The organism is Amycolatopsis sp. NBC_00355 (assembly GCF_036104975.1).
Taxonomy (GTDB): Bacteria; Actinomycetota; Actinomycetes; order Mycobacteriales; family Pseudonocardiaceae; genus Amycolatopsis.
Genome location: NZ_CP107982.1, coordinates 200663 through 218690, shown reverse-complemented (window position 1 = coordinate 218690; position 18028 = coordinate 200663). Strand labels below are relative to the sequence as shown.

The window sequence follows — 18028 nt, the reverse complement described above, 5'->3', positions numbered from 1 at the left end:
CGTCAGCTCACGTTTCGTCGGGGGTGTCGTCGCCCAGCGCCAGCCGGATCAGGTCGGCGACGTCCATCTCGTCGATCTCTTCCCCGGTGGCGGGTTCCCGGGCCAGGTCGAGGACGGTCCGCACCAGCCCGGCCTCCTTCAGCCGGGAGTAGCCGAGGGTGGTCAGGGCGGCGCGGAAGTCCTGTTCTCCGGTGTCCTGCGCCACGGGTTGCCCGCCCGGGTCGAGCAGGGTGGCGAGGTGACCGGCGACGGCCGCCGCCGTCGGGTGGTCGAAGACCAGGGTCGCGGGCAGCCGGAGGCCGGTCAGCTCGCCGAGCCGGGTCCGCAGCTCGACCGCCGTCAGCGAGTCGAAACCGAGCTGGAGCAGGCCGACGTCGTCGCGCACGAGTGCCGGGTTCGCCAGCCCGAGCACGCCGGCGACCTGTTCGCGCACCAGCCCGAGGACGGCCGCCGGCCGCTCCTCGGCGGGCAACGCGGCCAGGCGCTGGTCCCACGTCCGGTCGGCGGCCGCGACGGCTCGCCGGGTGCCGCGCACGAGGGTGCGCAGGAGAGCCGGCACCGGCCCGGACGGCGCCGCGGGCAGGGTGGCCGCCACCAGCCCGGTGGCCTCGCTCCGCCGGACGGCGTCGAGGACTTCGGTGATGGGTGTCCCCGGCGGTGACGCTTGCGGGAGTCCCCACGTGACGGCTTTCGCGAGGTGTCCCTCGGCTCGCCGCCGCACGGCCAGCGCTTCGGCGACGGGCCCGGCGGACGGCCCGGCGAGCAGCACCGTCTCGCCCGGGATCCGGTGCAGGAGGTCCACCTCGGCCAAGGCAAGGTGCGCCGTCTCCTCCGTGACGGCCGGCACCTCGGTCTTGTCCCCGATCACCACGATCGTGCCCGTGAACGGCTCCGGCTCCTCCGACGAGACGGGTGCGCGTTCCAGCCGCGGCACGTGCACCGCTCCCGCACGCACCGCCAGCTCCGGTTCGCCGAGCGCCGCGGCTGCTCTGGCCACGGCCTCCGCGTCCGGGGAGCCGTCGAGGTCGGCGAGGACGATCCGGCCCGGGTTTTCCGCTTGGAGGACACGGATCGCGCCCCACACGGCGGCCGCCGTGGGGTCGGGAGACTCGGTGCCGGTCACCGCGATCGCGCCGCGGGTGGCCACGACCACCGTCTTGTCGCCCGCCGCGCCGGCCCATGCGATCGCCTCGGCCGGATCGGTGAAGACCCGCAGTTCACCATCCGATGTGGACTGTCCAACAGGGACCCGATGCCAGCCGATCCGGAAGAGGGTGTCGGCGTGCGGACGGGTCACCGTCACCGGGCGCAGGACCAGGGAGTCCGCCGAGAACACCGGCAACCCGTTCTCGTCGGTCAGTTCGACCGCCACCGCGTCGTCGCCCGCCCGGGACAGCCGGACTCGCAACGCCGTCGCGCCGACGGCGTGCAACGAGACCCCCGACCAGGCGAACGGCATCCGGCTCGGCCCGTCGAGCGGGACCAGACCGCCCGGGCCGATCGGCTGCAGGGCCGCGTCCAGCAGCGCCGGGTGGATGCCGTACCGGCCGGCGTCGGCCGCCTCCCGCTCGGGCAGGCGGACCTCCGCCAGCACCTCGTCGCCGTGGCGCCACGCCCGCTCGACGCCGCGGAACGCCGGTCCATAGTGGACACCCGCCGCCTCGAGCACGTCGTGGAGATCGGCGAGATCCAGCGGCTCGGCCGCGGCCGGCGGCCACGGCCCGGTCCGCGGCGGCGGGGGCGCCCCGGCCGTCGCCAGCACCCCCTCGGCGTGCCGGGTCCACGGCCCGTCCGCGCCGGGCGGCCCGGTGTACACCCGGAACGCGCGGCGGCCGGCGGCGTCCGGCTCGTCGGCGACCAGCCGCAGCTGGAGGCCGCCCCGCTCGGGCAGGACGACCGGGGCGGCCAGGACCAGGTCGTCGACGCGGTCGCGGCCGAGGTGCTCGCCCGCGCGGAACGCGAGTTCCAGCACCGCGGCCCCCGGCAGCAGCGCCGTGTCGCGCAGGGCGTGCTCGCCGAGCCACGGCTGGGCCGACGCCGCGAGCCGGCCGGTGAACACCACGGCTCCCGAGTCCGGCACCGCGACCGCCCCGCCGAGCAGCGGGTGCCCGAGCGGGCTCACGCCGGCCGTGGACACGTCCGCGGCGGCGGTCCCCGACCGCAGCCAGAACCGCTGCCGCTGGAAGGGATAAGCGGGCAGCGGCACCCGGCGCCCACCCGGCCGGATCCCGTCCCAGCCGACCGGGACGCCCCGGACGTGCAGTTCGGCCGCCGAGGTGAGGAACCGCGCGAGACCGCCCTCGCCGCGGCGGAGCGTGCCGGTCACGATCGGCGCCGGAGCGCCCGGTTCGTCGAGGATCTCCCGGATCGCCGCCGGCAGCACCGGGTGCGGGCCGAGCTCGACGAACGTCGTGTGCTTCTGCTCGGCCAGCGCCCGGACGGCCCGGTCGAACCGCACCGGGTGCCGCAGGTTGCGGTACCAGTAACCGGCGTCCAGCTCGCTGCCCTCGAGCGCGTCGCCGGTGACCGTCGAGTAGAAGGCCACCTCACCCGCGCGGGGCCGGACGGGGGCGAACGCCGTGAGCAGCCGGTCCCGGATCGGTTCCACGGCCGGGGAGTGCGAGGCGAACGCGGCCGGGATCAACCGGGCCCGCACCCCGCCGGCCTCGCACCGGGCGACGAGCTCGTGCAGCGCGTCGAGGTCCCCGGCGACGGCGACCGAGTTCGGGCCGTTGACCGCGGCGATCGACAGCCGGCCGCCCCAATCGGCGACGAGCTCGGTCGCGGCGGCCTCGCCGAGCGCGACCGGCGCCATGCTGCCGTGTCCGATGAGCACCCGCGAAATGCTGCTGCGCAAGGTGATCACCCGCGCGGCGTCCGAAAGGGACAGTGCGCCCGCGACGCAGGCCGCGGCGATTTCGCCTTGACTGTGGCCGACGACGGCGTCCGGCCGCACCCCCGCGGCCGCCCACAGCGCGGCCAGGGAGACCATCACGGCGAACAGGGCGGGCTGGACGACCTCGACGTCGTCGAGCGAGGGCGCGCCGGGTTCGCCGCGCAGGACGTCGAGCACCGACCAGCCGGTGAACTCCGCGAGCGCGGCGTCGCACTCCCCCATCCGCCGCGCGAAGACGGGTGAACTGCCGAGCAGTTCGACGCCCATGCCGGCCCATTGCCCGCCCTGGCCGGGGAACACGAAGACGGTGCGGCCCGGGGTGCCGGCGACACCGCGCACCACGGCCGGGTCAGGGCGCCCGTCGGCCAGGGCCGCCAGAGCGGCACCGGCCAGGACGACGGCCCGGTGCTCGAACCGCGGCAGCCGGGCGAGGGTGTGCGCGACGTCCGCGGGTCCGGCGGTCTCCAGCGCGGTGACGACCTGTCGCGCCCGGGCCCGCAGCGCGTCCTCGGTCCGGGCGGAGAGCACAAAGGGAGCCGGTTCGGCGGTCGGTTCGGCCGGTGCGGCCGGTTCCGGAATCCGGTCCCCGGTGCCGTGCGGCGGCGGCACCTGGTCCCCGTCTGCGGCCCACGGCGACGCCTGGTCCCCGGTGCCGGGCGACGGCACCTGGCTCCCGCCGTCGGCCCACGGCGACGCCTGGTCCCCAGTGTCGTGACCCGGCTGCTGGTCCCCGTCGGCGGCCCACGGCGACACCTGGTTGCCGGTGTCGGATCGCGGCGGCGCTTGTTCCAGGATCAGGTGCGCGTTCGTGCCGCTGATGCCGAACGACGAGACCGCCGCCCGGGGCGCGCGGCCGGTGGCCGGCCACGGGGTGTGCTCGGTGAGCAGCCGCACGGTGCCGGGCGACCAGTCGACGTGCGGGGTGGGCTCGTCGAGGTTGATCGTGCGCGGCAGTTCCCCGTGCCGCAGCGCCAGGACCATCTTGATCACCGCGGCGACGCCCGCCGCCGACTGGGCGTGGCCGATGTTGGCCTTGAGCGAGCCGAGCCACAGCGGGCGGTCGGCGCAGCGGTCCCGGCCGTAGGTGGCCAGCAGGGCCTGTGCCTCGATCGGGTCGCCCAGTTTCGTCCCGGTGCCGTGGGCTTCGACCGCGTCGACGTCCGTTGTGGACAGTCCGGCGTCGGCCAGCGCCGCGCGGATCACGCGTTGCTGCGACGGGCCGTTGGGGGCGGTCAGGCCGTTGCTCGCGCCGTCGGAGTTGACCGCGGACCCGCGGATCACCGCCAGCACCTCGTGCCCGTGGCGCTCGGCGTCGGAAAGCCGTTCCAGCAGCAGCATCCCGACGCCTTCACCCCACGCGGTGCCGTCGGCGGCGGCCGCGAACGGTTTGCACCGCCCGTCCGGTGCCAGCCCGCGCTGCCGGCTCAGTTCGACGAACAGGTCGGTGTTCGCCATGATCGCCGCTCCGCCGGCCAGGGCGGTCGTGCACTCGCCGCGGCGGATCGCCTGCGTCGCCAGGTGCAGCGCCACCAGCGACGACGAACAGGCCGTGTCGATCGTGAGCGCCGGGCCCTCCAGCCCGAAGGTGTAGGCGATCCGGCCCGAGAGGACGCTGGTCGTGCTGCCGGTCAGCCGGTAGCCCTCCAGTTCGCCGGGGAATTCCCGCGAGTCGGTGCCGTAGCCGAGCGACGCGCCGCCGATGAAGACGCCGAGGCGTTGTCCCCGCACCGAATCCGGGTCGACACCCGCCGCTTCGAAGACCTCCCAGGCCGTCTCGAGCAGCAACCGCTGCTGCGGGTCCATGGCGAGCGCCTCGCGCGGGCTGATCCCGAAGAACGCCGGGTCGAACTCGTCCGCGTCGTGCAGGAAACCGCCGGCCCGCGCGTAGGTCGTGCCGGGGCGGTCGGGGTCCGGGTCGTAGAGGGCGTCGAGGTCCCAGCCGCGGTTCACCGGCGGCCCGGTGACCGCGTCGACGCCGTCGCGCACCAGCTCCCACAGGTCGGCGGGTGAGCGGACGCCGCCGGGCAGCCGGCAGCTCATCGCGACGATCGCGACCGGGTCGTCGCCGGTCTCGAGGGCCACCGGCGCCTCGGGGGCACTCGTCCCGGTCAGCTCGTCACGCAGGTAGGCCGCCAGGGCCAGCGGGGTCGGCTGGTCGAACACGACGGTGGCGGGCAGCCGCAGCCCGGTGGCCGCCGACAGGACGTTGCGCAGTTCGACCGAGCTCAGCGAGTCGAACCCGAGGTCCTTGAACGCCTTGTCCGGCGCCACTTCCCCGGCGCCGGTGTACCCGAGGACGGCCGCGACCTGGGCCCGGACCAGCTCCAGGAGCCCTTCCGGGCCGGACGGCCGAGCGCGTGAACCCTGCGGCGCCGTCGTCCCGGCCAGGCCGCGCAGCGGCGGTGGGACGTCTTCGCCACCCCGGCGCAGGGCCGCGACGTCCAGGTCCGCGGCGACGACGAACGGCCGGTCGAGCCGGCGCGCGGCGTCGAACAGGGCGAGCCCCCGCTCGTCGGGCAACGCCGCCAGGCCGGCCCGGGCCAGCCGTGCGTGGTCGGCCGCGGCGAGCCGCCCGGTCATGCTGCCCTCGTGCGCCCACGCGCCCCAGGCGATCGACACGGCGGGCAGCCCGGCCGCGCGACGGCGCACCGCGAGCGCGTCGAGGGCCGCGTTGGCGGCCGTGTAGTTGCCCTGCCCGGCCCCGCCGAAGTACGCCGACGCCGAGGAGAACAGCACGAACTCGGCCAGGTCGGTGCCGCGGGTCAGCTCGTCGAGGTGGTGCGCGGCGGTGACCTTGGGCCGGTGCGCCACCTCGAGCCGGTCGGGGGTCAGCGTGGCGACGAGGCCGTCGTCGAGCACCCCCGCGGCATGGATCACCGAGGTCAGGGGGTGCTCGGCCGGGATCGCGGCCAGCAGCGCGGCGAGCGCGTCGCGGTCGGCGACGTCGCACGCGGCGACCGTCACGGACGCGCCCAGCCCGGTCAGGTCCGCGACCAGCTCGGGCACGCCCGGGGCGGTCGCGCCGCGGCGGCCGGCCAGCAGCAGGTGCCGTGCGCCGTGCCCGGCGACCAGGTGCCGGGCGACGAGGCCGCCGAGGGCCCCGGTGCCGCCGGTGATCAGCACGGTGCCGCCGGGGGCCGGGGCCGCCGGCACGGTGAGCACGACCTTGCCGACGTGCTTGGCCTGGCTGACGAACCGGAACGCCTCGACCGCGCGCCGGATGTCCCATGTGGACAGTGGGAGCGGCCGGAGCGCGCCGTCGGCGAACCGGTCCAGCAGCTCGCGGAGCATCTCCTGGATCCGCTCGGCGCCGGGCTCGGTCAGGTCGAACGTCCGGTACGTCACGCCGGCCGGGATCTCGCCGGCCGTCCGGACGTCGGTCTTGCCCAGTTCGACGAACCGCCCGCCCTCGGTCAGCAACCGCAGGGACGCGTCGACGAACTCGCCGGCCAGCGAGTTCAGCACGACGTCGAAGCCGCCGCCGAACGCCGTCTCGAAGTCCAGGGTCCGCGAGGAGGCGATGTGGTCCGCCGGCACGCCCAGGGCACGCAGGACGTCGTGCTTGCCGGGGCTCGCGGTCGCGTAGACCTCGGCACCGAGGTGGCGCGCGAGCTGGATCGCCGCCATCCCGACGCCGCCCGCGCCGGCGTGCACGAGGACCTTCTCCCCCGCCCGCAGCCCGGCCAGGTCCCGCAGCCCGTACCAGGCGGTGAGGAACACGACCGGGACCGCCGCCGCCTCGGCGAACGTCCACTCCGCCGGCACCCGGACCAGCATCCGGTGATCGGTGACGGCGAGCGGCGCGAAGGCGTGGTCCAGCAGGCCCAGTACCCGGTCACCCGGCACGAACGCGGTGACCCCGGGGCCGGTTTCGGTGACGACGCCCGCGCCTTCGATGCCCAGCGGCGGCGCCTCGCCGGGGTAGAGCCCCAGGGTGTTGAGCACGTCGCGGAAGTTGAGGCCCGCCGCGCGCACGGCCACGCGGACCTGCCCGGGCGCCAGGGGCGCGGGCGGGTGCGCGATCGGGGCGAGCCCGTCGAGCTGTCCCTTGTGGACGGTGCCGAGCCGCCACGGACCGGCCGGCAGGGTCAGGTCGCCGCCGGTGCTCGCCCGCGTCAGGCGGGGTACCAGGACCTCCCCGGCCCGCACGGCCAGCTGCGGTTCGCCGGTGGCGATCGCCGCGGCCTGCTCGGTGACGTCTTCGGTGTCGGTGTCGGTGTCGAGCAGCACGAACCGGCCGGGGTGCTCGGTCTGGGCGGCGCGCACGAGCCCCCAGACGGCGGCCTGGGCGGGGTCGGCGGCCGCGTTCCGGGTCCGCACGACCAGCCGGGCGGCGCCGAAGCGGTCGTCGGCCACCCACGCCTGGCACAACGTGAGGGCGCGAGCAGGCTCCCCGGCGGGGACGAGCACGGCCTCGGGCACCGCGCCGGTCAGCTCGGCGAGGTCGTCGACGGCCACCACCCGCGCGCCGGCCTCCGGCGCGGTGACGCGGACCCAGTCCAGCTCCAGCAGGCCGTCCCGGGGTGCCGGAGCGACCGACCGCAGGACGAGCGAGTCCACAGTGGCCACCGGACGGCCGTCGGTGTCCGTGACGTGGATCGACACGGCGTCCCCGGCCAGCGGGGTGAGCCGCACGCGGATGGCCGACGGTCCCGGTGCGGTGACGGAGACCCCGCGCCAGGCGAACGGCACCGGGGTGCCGCCGTCGAGCCGGCCGGTCAGTCCGAGGGCGTGCAGCGCGGAGTCGAGCAACGCGGGGTGCAGCGCGAAGTTCCGGGCGTCGTCCCGGAGTTCCTCCGGCAGGATCGCCTCGGCGTGGACGTCGTCGCCGTGGCGCCACGCCGCGGTGAGGCCGCGGAAGGCGGGCCCGTAGCCGTAACCCGATTCGGCCAGCCGGTCGTACAGTCCTTCGACGGCAAGGGGTTCCGCGCCCGCGGGCAGGCGTCCGTCGAACGCTGCGGGCGCGCCGGGACGAACGGCTCCGGTGGCGTGCCGGGTCCACTCGTCCGACCGTCCGGAGTGGACGGAGTGGACGGTCAGGGGGCGGTGGCCGGTCTCGTCGACCGCGCCGACCCGGACCTGGACGGCCACTTCGCCGTGCTCCGGCAGGACGAGCGGGGTTTCGAGGGTGAGCTCCTCGACGACCGCGCAGCCGGCCGTGACGGCGGCCTGCAGGGCCAGTTCCAGGACGGCGGTGCCGGGCAGCAGCGTCGTCCCGCCGATCGTGTGGTCACCGAGCCAGCCGGGCGCGGTCGCGGAGAGCGTGCCGCTGAGCACGGCGCCGTCGCCGTCGGCCAGCCGGACGACCGTGCCGCACAGGGGGTGCCCGGCGCGGTCCGGACCGCGGCCCGGCGCCAGCCAGAAGCTCCGGTGCCGGAACGGGTACGCGGGCAGGTCGGCGAGCCGGCCGCCGGCGCACAGCGGGGCCCAGGCGACGTCGTGGCCGAGGCTGTGCAGGCGGCCGGCGGCCTCGAGCGCCGTCCGCGCGCCGGGCCGGTCGGCCCGCTGCGCCGGGACGAACTCGAGGTCCGGGGCGATCGCCGGGCCGAGGGCCGAAAGCACCCGGTCCGGGCCGATCTCCAGGCACGTCGTGACGCCGTCGGCGGCGAGCCGCCCGGCCGCGTCGGCGAACCGCACGGTGCCGAGCACGTGGTCCACCCAGTAGTCCGCCGTGGCCGGGTTCCCGGCCGCCGCCGGGAAGAGCGGGATGACGGGCTCGGCGAAGTCCAGTCCGGCGACGACGGCGCGGAACCGGTCGACCATCGGCGCCATCAGCGGCGAGTGGAACGCGTGCGAGCCGGCCAGGCGTTTCGTCCGGCGGCCCCGCGCGGCGAACCCCGCGGCGATGGCCTCGACGACGTCTTCGGCGCCCGAGACGACGACGGCGTCCGGGCCGTTGACCGCCGCGACGGCGGCGTCGCCGGTCAACGCGGCGCGCACCTCGTCCTCGGTCGCCTCGACCGCGACCATCGCGCCACCCGAGGGCAGCTCCTGCATCAGCCACCCGCGCGCCGCGACCAGCGTCGCCGCGTCCGCGAGGGACAGGACGCCGGCGACGTGCGCCGCAGCGATCTCCCCGACGGAGTGGCCGACCAGGACGTCGGGGCGCGGGCCCCACGACTCGACGAGCCGGTACAGCGCGACTTCCAGCGCGAAGAGCGCCGGCTGGGCGAACTCCGTGCGGGCGAGCCGGTCGCCGTCGGTCACGACGGCGGGATCGAGCCCCGTCGCGTCACACGCTTCGTCGAAAGCCGCCGCGTACACCGGGAACTGCTCGTAGAGCTCGGTTCCCATCCCGGCGTACTGGCTGCCCTGGCCGGTGAACAGGAACGCCAGTTTGCCGCCGAGTGCCCGGACAGGCCGGACGTCGGCGAGGGCGGCCAGGAGTTCTTCGCGGCCGTCGCCGACGACGACGGCGCGGTGGGCGTGCGCGGACCGGAGGGCCAGCGTCCGGGCCACGTCCCGCGCTGTCGGTTCCGGGCGCTGGACGACGTACGACCGCACCCGGGCGGCCAGGTCCTGGACGGCCTCCGGGGTCGCCCCGGTCAGCACCCACGCCACCACGCCCGCCGGTACCGGATCGGGGCCGGGGTCGGCCGGGGCCTGTTCGAGGATCACGTGCGCGTTGGTGCCGGAGATGCCGAACGACGACACGCCGGCCCGCCGTGGCCGCCCGGTCGCCGGCCACGGCGTCGCTTCGGCCAGCAACGCCAGCGCGCCGCGCGTCCAGTCCACATGGGACGACGGCCGCTCGACGTGCAGGGTGCGCGGCAGTTCGCCGTGGCGCAGCGCGAGCACCGTCTTGAGCACGCCCGCGAGGCCGGACACCGCCTGGGTGTGGCCGATGTTCGACTTGACCGTGCCGACCAGGACCGGCCGGTCGTCCGGGCGGTCGCGGCCGTAGGTCTCCTGCAGCGCCAGCGCTTCCACCGGGTCGCCCAGCCGGGTGCCGGTGCCGTGCGCCTCGACGGCGTCGACGTCCGATGTGGACAGTCCGGCGTCGGCGAGGGCCGCGCGGATGACGCGTTGCTGGGCCAGGCCGTTCGGTGCGGTCAGGCCGTTGCTGGCGCCGTCGGAGTTGATCGCCGAGCCGCGCAGCACGGCCAGCACGCGGTGGCCGTGGCGCCGGGCGTCCGAAAGCCGCTCCACGATCAGGGCCGCGACCCCTTCGGCGGCCCCGAACCCGTCGGCGTCGTCCGAGAACGCCTTGCACCGGCCGTCCGCCGCCAGAGCGCGCTGCCGGCTGAGGCTGCGCAGTGCCGCCGGGGTGGTCATCACGGTCGCACCACCGACGATCGCCAGTGAGCACTCCCCCGCGCGCAGCGAGCGCGCCGCCAGGTGCAGCGCGACCAGCGAGGACGAGCACGCGGTGTCCACGGTCATCGCCGGGCCTTCGAGCCCGAAGGTGTAGGCGATCCGGCCCGCCGCGACGCTCGGGGCGCCCGCGGTGACCTGGTAGGCCTCGAGGCCGGCGGGGATCCGGTCCGGCGTCCAGTAGTCCGGCACCTGGATGCCCGCGAACACCGCGGTGCTGCTGCCGGCCAGGGTGCCCGGCGCGATGCCGGCGTGTTCGAGGGCCGTCCACGCGGCTTCGAGCAGCTGCCGCTGCTGCGGGTCCATCACCAGCGCCTCGCGCGGTGCGATGCCGAACAGGTCCGCGTCGAACCGGTCGATCCCGGTCAGGTACCCGCCGCCGCGGACGTAGCTGGTGCCGGGCCGGTCCGGGTCGGCGTCGTAGAGCGCCTCGAGGTCCCAGCCGCGATCGGCCGGGAGGGCGCCCACGGCGTCGCCGCCTTCGGCCAGCAACCGCCACAGGTCTTCGGGACTCTCGACGCCGCCGGGCAGCCGGCAGCTCATGCCGACGATCGCCAAGGGCTCGTCGGCGGCCGCGGCCGGCGCCCGGGTTTCGGTCACGCGGGTGCCGAGCGCGGTGTCCCGCAGGTGTGCGGCCAGCGCCGTCGCGGTCGGGTGGTCGAAGACGATCGTGACCGGCAGCGTGAGCTCCGTCGCGGCCGCCAAGCGGTCGCGCAGCTCGACCGCCGTCAGCGAGTCCAGACCGAGCTCGGAGAACGGCCGGTCCGCGGGGACGGCCGCCGGGCCGTCGTGCCCGAGGACGGCCGCGAGCTGGGTGCGGACCACCGTCCGCAGCAGGTCGTGCTGGCCCGCTTCCGGCAGGCCGCGCAGGCGGTGCCCGAGGGCGGTGGCGACGGGTTCCGGCCCGGTGCTCCGGCGGGCTTCGGCGATCTCGCCGAGCAGCGGGCTCGGGCGCGCCATCGTGAAGAGCTCGGCGAACCGGGGCCAGTCGACGTCGGCCACGACGGTGGCCGGCGCTCCGCCGCCGACGGCCGCCGCGAGGGCGTCGAGCGCGACGCCGGGGTCGAGCGGGGTGAAGCCGCGGGCACGCAGGGCCGTCTCGAACTCCGCGGTGACCATGCCGCCGCCGGGCCAGGGGCCCCACGCCACGGCCGTCGCCGCCCGGCCCCGGGCGCGGCGCCGGTGGGCGAGCGCGTCGAGGCAGGCGTTCGCGGCGGAGTACGCGCCCTGGTCGGCGCCGCCCCAGACCCCGGCGGCCGAGGAGAACAGCACGAACGCGTCGAGCGGCCGGTCGCCGAGGACGCGGTCGAGGACCTCGGCGCCCAGCACCTTCGCCCGGAACACCTCCGCCAGGTCCGCCGGGCCGAGCCCGGCCAGCCGCCCGAACCGGCTGATGCCGGCCGCGTGCACCACCGCCGTCAGGTCGCCGTCCGGGATCGACGCGACCAGCTCGGCCACGGCGTGGTCGTCGGTGACGTCGCAGGCGACGACGGTGACCCGGTCCGCCCCCAGTTCTTCGGTGATCGCCGCGGCGTCCGGGGCCGCCGGCCCACGTCGCCCGGCCAGCACGACGTGCGCGGCGCCGTCGTCGACGAGCCGGCGCGCGACCCGGCGGCCGAGCGCGCCGGTGCCGCCGGTGACCAGGACGGTGCCCCGCGGCCGCCACGCCGGCCGCGCCGCCGGGGCCGGCCGCACGAGGCGCCGGGCGAAGACGCCGGACGGCCGGACCGCCACCTGGTCCTCGGCGCCGGTCAGCACTTCGACCAGCCGCCGCGCGGACGCCGCGTCCGGCCGCTCGGGCAGGTCGGCGAGCCCGCCCCACCGCTGCGGCTGCTCCAGTGCGGTCACCTGGCCGAGACCCCAGACGGCGGCCTGGCGAGGCGCGCGGACCGGGTCGTCGTCCCCGGTGCCGACGGCCCCCGACGTGACACTCCACATCGGACAGTCGAGGTTCCGCAGCAGCGCCAGGGTTCCGGCGAGGCCGGCGGTGATCGCGGGGTGGTCCGGGTCCGGGTGGTCGTCGAGCGCGAGCAGGGACACGATCCCGGCCGGAGGGGCGTCGCCGGCGTCGACGTCGGCGCCCGCGTCCCTCAGGGCCGCGACGATCAGCGGACGCCACGGCGAATCCTCGCCGCCGACGACGAGCCACGTCCCGGACAGCGTGGCGACGTCGGTCGTCGTGGGCCACCACGCGATCTCGTAACGCAGGCCGGCCGCGGGATCGGCGTCGCGCCGCGCTTCGGCCGGCGGCCGCCACCAGAAGCGCCGGCGGCGGAACGGGTAGGTCGGCAGGTCGGCGCGGCGGGCGCCGGTCCCGGCGAAAACGGCGTCCCAGCGCACGGCGACCCCGTGCGTGTGGGCCCGGGCCAGCGACCGGAGGAACCGGTCGTGGCCGCCGTCGCCGCGTCGCAGCGTCCCGACGGCGGCCGCGGTCACGCCGGCGTCGTCGAACGTCTCCCGCATCCCGAGCGCGAGCACCGGGTGCGGGCCGACCTCGACGAACACGCGGTGCCCGGCCGCCAGCAACCGCCGCACCCCGGCTTCGAACCGCACCGGCTCGCGCAGGTTGCGGTACCAGTAGCCGGCGTCGAGGCGCGCGTCGCCGACCGGTTCCCCGGTGACGGTCGAGAAGAACGGGATCGCCGCCGGCCGGGGGGTGATCGGCGCGAGCGCCGCGACGAGGCGGTCGTGGAGCCGTTCGACGTGCCGGGAGTGCGACGCGTAGTCGATCGGGATTTCGCGGGCCCGCACGTCGCGCAGCGCGCACGCGGCGACGAGCTCGCGCAGCGCGTCCGGGTCCCCGGAGACCGCGACCGAACGCGGGCCGTTGACCGCCGCGACCGACACCCGGTCGCCCCACCCGGCCAGGAGAGCGACGACGTCCGCCTCCGGCAGCGGGACCGAGACCATCCCGGAGAGCCCGGCCAGTTCGGTCAGGAGCCGGCCGCGCAGCGCGACGACCCGGGCGGCGTCCGGCAGCGACAGCGCGCCCGCGACGCACGCCGCGGCGATCTCGCCCTGGCTGTGGCCGATCACCGCGGCCGGCTCGACGCCGTGGGCGCGCCAGAGCGCGGCCAGCGACACCATCACCGCGAACAGCACCGGCTGCACCACGTCGTCCCGGTCCAGCGCCGGGGCCGTGGCCTTCTCGCGCAGGACGTCGGCGGGCGACCACTCCAGGTGCTCCGCCAGCGCCAGTTCGCACTCGGCGAACCGGGCCGCGAACACCGGCGACGAGTCGAGCAGGCCGGCCGCCATCCCCGCCCACTGCGAGCCCTGGCCGGGGAAGACGAACACGGTCCCGCCGTCGAGGGCGGTGCCGCGCACGACGTCGGCGGCGTCACCGCTCGCGACGGCGTCGAGCGCGGCGAGGAGCCCGGTGCGGTCGGTGGAGACGAACGCGGCCCGTTCGGGGAAGTGCGCACGCGTGGTGGCCAGGGAGCAGGCGACGTCCACCGGGGCGACGTCCGGCTCCCGCGTGAGGTGTTCGCGCAGCCGGCCGGCCTGCGCCCGCAGCGCTTCCTCGCTGCGGGCGGAAAGCACGTACGGCACCGGCCGGTCGGCCGGTGTCTCGCGCGCCGGTTCGGCCGGGGCCTGTTCGAGCACGACGTGGGCGTTCGTGCCGCTGATCCCGAACGAGGACACCCCGGCCCGGCGCGGGCGGTCGGCGGCGGGCCACGCGGTCGCTTCGGTGAGCAGCCGGACCCGCCCGGCCGACCAGTCGACGTGCGGGGACGGCTCGGCGGCGTGCAGGGTCGCGGGCAGGACGCCGTGGCGCATCGCCTGCACCACCTTGAGCACCCCGCCGATCCCGGCGGCGGCCTGCGCGTGGCCGATGTTGGACTTCAGGGAACCCAGCCACAGCGGGGTTTCCCGGCCCTGGCCGTAGGTCGCGAGCAGGGCGCCGGCCTCGATCGGGTCGCCGAGTGTGGTGCCGGTGCCGTGCGCTTCCACGGCGTCGACGTCCGAAGTGGACAGTCCGGCGTCGGCGAGGGCGGCGCGGATGACGCGTTCCTGGGCCGGCCCGCTCGGGGCGGTCAGGCCGTTGCTGGCGCCATCGGAGTTGATCGCCGAGCCGGCCACCAGGGCGAGCACGGGGTGGCCGTGGCGGCGCGCGTCCGAAAGCCGTTCCAGCAGCACCAGTCCGGCGCCCTCGGCCCAGGCGGTGCCGTCGGCCGCGGCGGCGAACGCCTTGCAGCGCCCGTCCGCGGCCAGGCCGCCCTGCCGGCCGAACTCGAGGAAGATCCCCGGTGTGGCCATGACCGTGACGCCGCCGGCGAGGGCGACCGTGCACTCGCCCTGCCGCAGGGCGCGCGCGGCCAGGTGCAGCACGACCAGCGACGACGAGCACGCCGTGTCCACGGTCACCGCGGGCCCTTCGAGGCCGAGTGTGTAGGCCACCCGGCCCGACAGCACGCTCGCCGAGCTCCCGGTGAGCACGTGCCCCTCCGCGCCGTGGCCCGGCTCGTGCAGCCGGGGGCCGTAGTCGCTCGCCGTCGCGCCGATGAACACCCCGGCCGGGGTCCCGCGCAGGGCCGCGGGGTCGATGCCCGCCCGTTCCAGAGCTTCCCACGCCGTCTCCAGCACGAGCCGCTGCTGCGGGTCCATCGCCAGCGCTTCGCGCGGGCTGATGCCGAAGAACTCCGGGTCGAACAGGGCGGCGTCGGGCAGGAAACCGCCGCGACGCGGGATCGTCGCGGTACCGAGGTCCCAGCCGCGGTCGCCGGGGAAGCCGGTGACCGCGTCGACGCCGTCGGCCACCAGCCGCCACAGGTCTTCCGGCGACCGGACGCCGCCGGGGAACCGGCAGCTCATGCCGACGATCGCGATCGGCTCGCCCGGCTCGGCGGTGGTCACCGGCGTGACGGTTACCGGCTGCTCGCCGCGCAGGTATTCGGCCAGGGCCAGCGGGGTGGGGTGGTTGAAGGTCAGCGTGGGTGCCAGGTCGAGGCCGGTCGCCGCGGCGAGGCGGTCGCGCAGCTCCACCGCGGCCAGGGAGTCGAAGCCCAGGTCGCGGAAGCTCCGGCGCGGGTCGACGTCGGCGGCGCCGGCGTACCCGAGCACGACCGCGGTGGCGGACCGGACGACGTCGAGCGGATCGCCGCCGAAAGCGGGCCGTCCGGGTGTGACTTCGGTGTCCACTGTGGACGTCGAGAGCCAGTACGGCTTGCGCTGGAAGGCGTACGTCGGCAGCCCGATCGACCGGGCCGGTGCCGGAGCGCCGAACACCGCGGGCCAGTCGACCGGCGCGCCGTCGGCGAAGGCCTGCGCCACCGCGGAAACCAGGGTGCGCGGCTCGGGGTGTCCGGCGCGCAATACCGCCGTGACCCCGGCCGCGGGCAGGGTGTCGCGGACCAGCGCGGCCAGCACCCGGTCCGGGCTCACCTCGACGAACCGGGTGACACCCTGCTCGTGCAGGGTCCGGAGGGTGTCGCCGAACCGGACGGGCTCGCGGATCTGGCGCACCCAGTAGCCGGGGGTGCGCAGGTCGTCGCCGGTGGCGAGCCGGCCGGTGACGTTGCCGACGACCGGGATCGCGAGCTCGCCGTAGGTCAGCCGGTCCGCCGTGCGGGCGAACTCGCCGAGGATCGGGTCGAGCAGCGCGGAATGCCCGGCGAGCCCGATCGCGAGCCGTTTCGTGCGGCGGCCCCGGTCGCGCCACCGCGCCGCGACCGCCAGGACCGCGTCCGCCGGCCCGGAGACGACCACGGCCCGCGGGCCGTTGACGGCGGCGACCTCCACGCCGGCCGCGGATTCGAGGACCTCCGCCTCGGCGGCTTCGATCGCGACCATCGCCCCGCCGGTGACTGTCTGCATGAGCCGCCCGCGGGCGGCCACGAGCTCGGCCGCGTCCGGCAGGGAGAGCACGCCCGCGACGTGCGCGGCGACGAGCTCCCCCGCCGAATGCCCGGCCAGCAGGTCCGGACGCAGGCCCCAGTGCCCGAGCAGCCGGACCAGCGAGACCTGGACGGCGAACATGGCGGGCTGGGTGAACCGCGTCTCGTCCACGAGGGTGCCGCCGTCGAAGACGACGTCCTTGAGGGAGGTGCCGAGCAGCGGATCGAAGGCGGCGCACACCTCGTCGAACGCGGCGGCGTAGACCGGGAAGGCCCGGTACAGCTCGCGCCCCATCCCCGGGCGCTGGCTGCCCTGCCCGGCGAAGAGGAACGCGGTCGCGCCGTCGGAAGCCGTGCCGCGCACGACGTTCCCGGCGTCGGCGCCGGCCGCGAGCGCGGCCAACCCGGCCCGGAGTTCGGTTTCGCCGGTGCCGACGACGACGGCGCGTTCGGGGAAGGCGGTCCGCCCGGCGGCGAGCGCCCCGGCGACCTCGGCGGGGGTCCGGCCGGACCCGGTCCACTCCGCCAGCCGGCCGGCTTGGTCTCGCAGGGCTTCGCGGGTGCGGCCGGACACGGTCCAGGCCAGCACGGACGCGGACTCGGCCGGCCCGCTGACCCCGCCGGACTCGGCGGCACCCGCCGGCGGCGCGGCCGGGGTGTGGCCGGACAGGACCAGGTGGCAGTTGGTGCCGCCCATGCCGAACGAACTCACCCCGGCGTAAGGGCTGTCCTCCGGCCACGGCCGGTGCTCGCCGTTGACCTCGAGGTTCAGCGCGGCCAGCGGGATTTCCGGCGGCGGCGCCACGTGGTTGAGGCTCGCCGGGACTTCGCGGTGGTGCAAAGCCAGCACCGCCTTGAGCAGCCCGGCGACGCCGGCCGCCGCGTCGAGGTGGCCGATGTTCGTCTTGACCGAACCCACCAGCAGGGGCCGCCCGGGCGTGCCGAGCACCGCGCCGAGCGCGGCCGCCTCGATCGGGTCGCCCCGGCGGGTGCCGGTGCCGTGCAGTTCGACGTAACCGACGTCCTCGGGGCGGACGCCGGCGCGGGTGTGGGCCGCGCGCAGGACGGCCTGCTGCGCGGCCTCGTCCGGCACGGTCAGGGCCTCGCTCGCGCCGCCGTGGTTCAGCGCGCCGCCGTGCACGACCGCGTAGATCGGGTCGCCGGCCGCTTCGGCGTCGGCCAGCCGTTTGAGGACGACGACCGCGCCGCCCTCGCCGCGGACCGTGCCGTTCGCGCGGGCGTCGAAGACGTAGCAGCGGCCCTCCGGGGACAGCCCGCCGAACTTGGTGAACGCGACGGCACCGTCCGGCACGAGGGTCAGGTGCACGCCGCCGGCGAGCGCCACCGACGTTTCGCCGCGCCGCAGGCTTTCGCAGGCGAGGTGCACCGCGACCAGCGACGACGACTGCGCGGTGTCGACGGTCAGGCTCGGCCCGTGCAGGCCGAGGAAGTGGGAGACGCGGTTGGCCGCCAGCCCGCGGTGCAGCCCGGCGAACGTGTGCGGGGTGATCGCCGGGAGGCCGGCCCGGTGGGTGAGCAGCGCGTAGTCGTCCCCGCCGGTCGCGAGGAAGACGCCGGTGTCACTGCCGGAAAGCCGCGCCGGGACGGTGCCGGAGTCCTCCAGCGCCTCCCAGCCGAGTTCGAGGGCGAGGCGCTGCTGCGGATCCAGCGCGGCGGCCGCCCGGGGCGAGATCCCGAAGAAGCCGGGGTCGAAGCCGCGCACGTCGTCGAGAAAACCGCCCCGGGTGGTGGTCGCCGTGCCGGGCGCGGCCGGATCCGGGTCGAGCAGGGCGCCCGCGTCCCAGCGGCCGGCGGGCACCTCGGTGATCGCGTCGGTGCCCGCGCGCAGCAGCCGCCAGAACGCGGCCGGGTCCGCGGCCCCCGGCAGCCGGCACGACAGGCCGACGATCGCGATCCGGCGATCACCCCCGCCGTCGTCCCCCGGTCCCGGCCTCGCGATCGCGGACATCCGGCCTCCCTG

At 76.6% G+C, this 18028-nt stretch carries 1 protein-coding gene; it reads right to left on the bottom strand.

Annotation, left to right across the window (positions count from 1 at the left end; genetic code table 11):
- Positions 1-7 precede the first annotated feature (7 nt).
- Complete coding sequence (locus tag OHS18_RS00855) at positions 8-18016, bottom strand: SDR family NAD(P)-dependent oxidoreductase (protein ID WP_328615514.1); 18009 nt, start codon at positions 18014-18016, stop codon at positions 8-10.
- Between the last annotated feature and the right edge of the window lie 12 nt (positions 18017-18028).

Coding starts and splice junctions, on each gene's coding strand:
- OHS18_RS00855 (WP_328615514.1), bottom strand. CDS start 18,016: ATGTCCGCGATCGCGAGGCCGGGACCGGGGGACGACGGCGGGGGTGAT.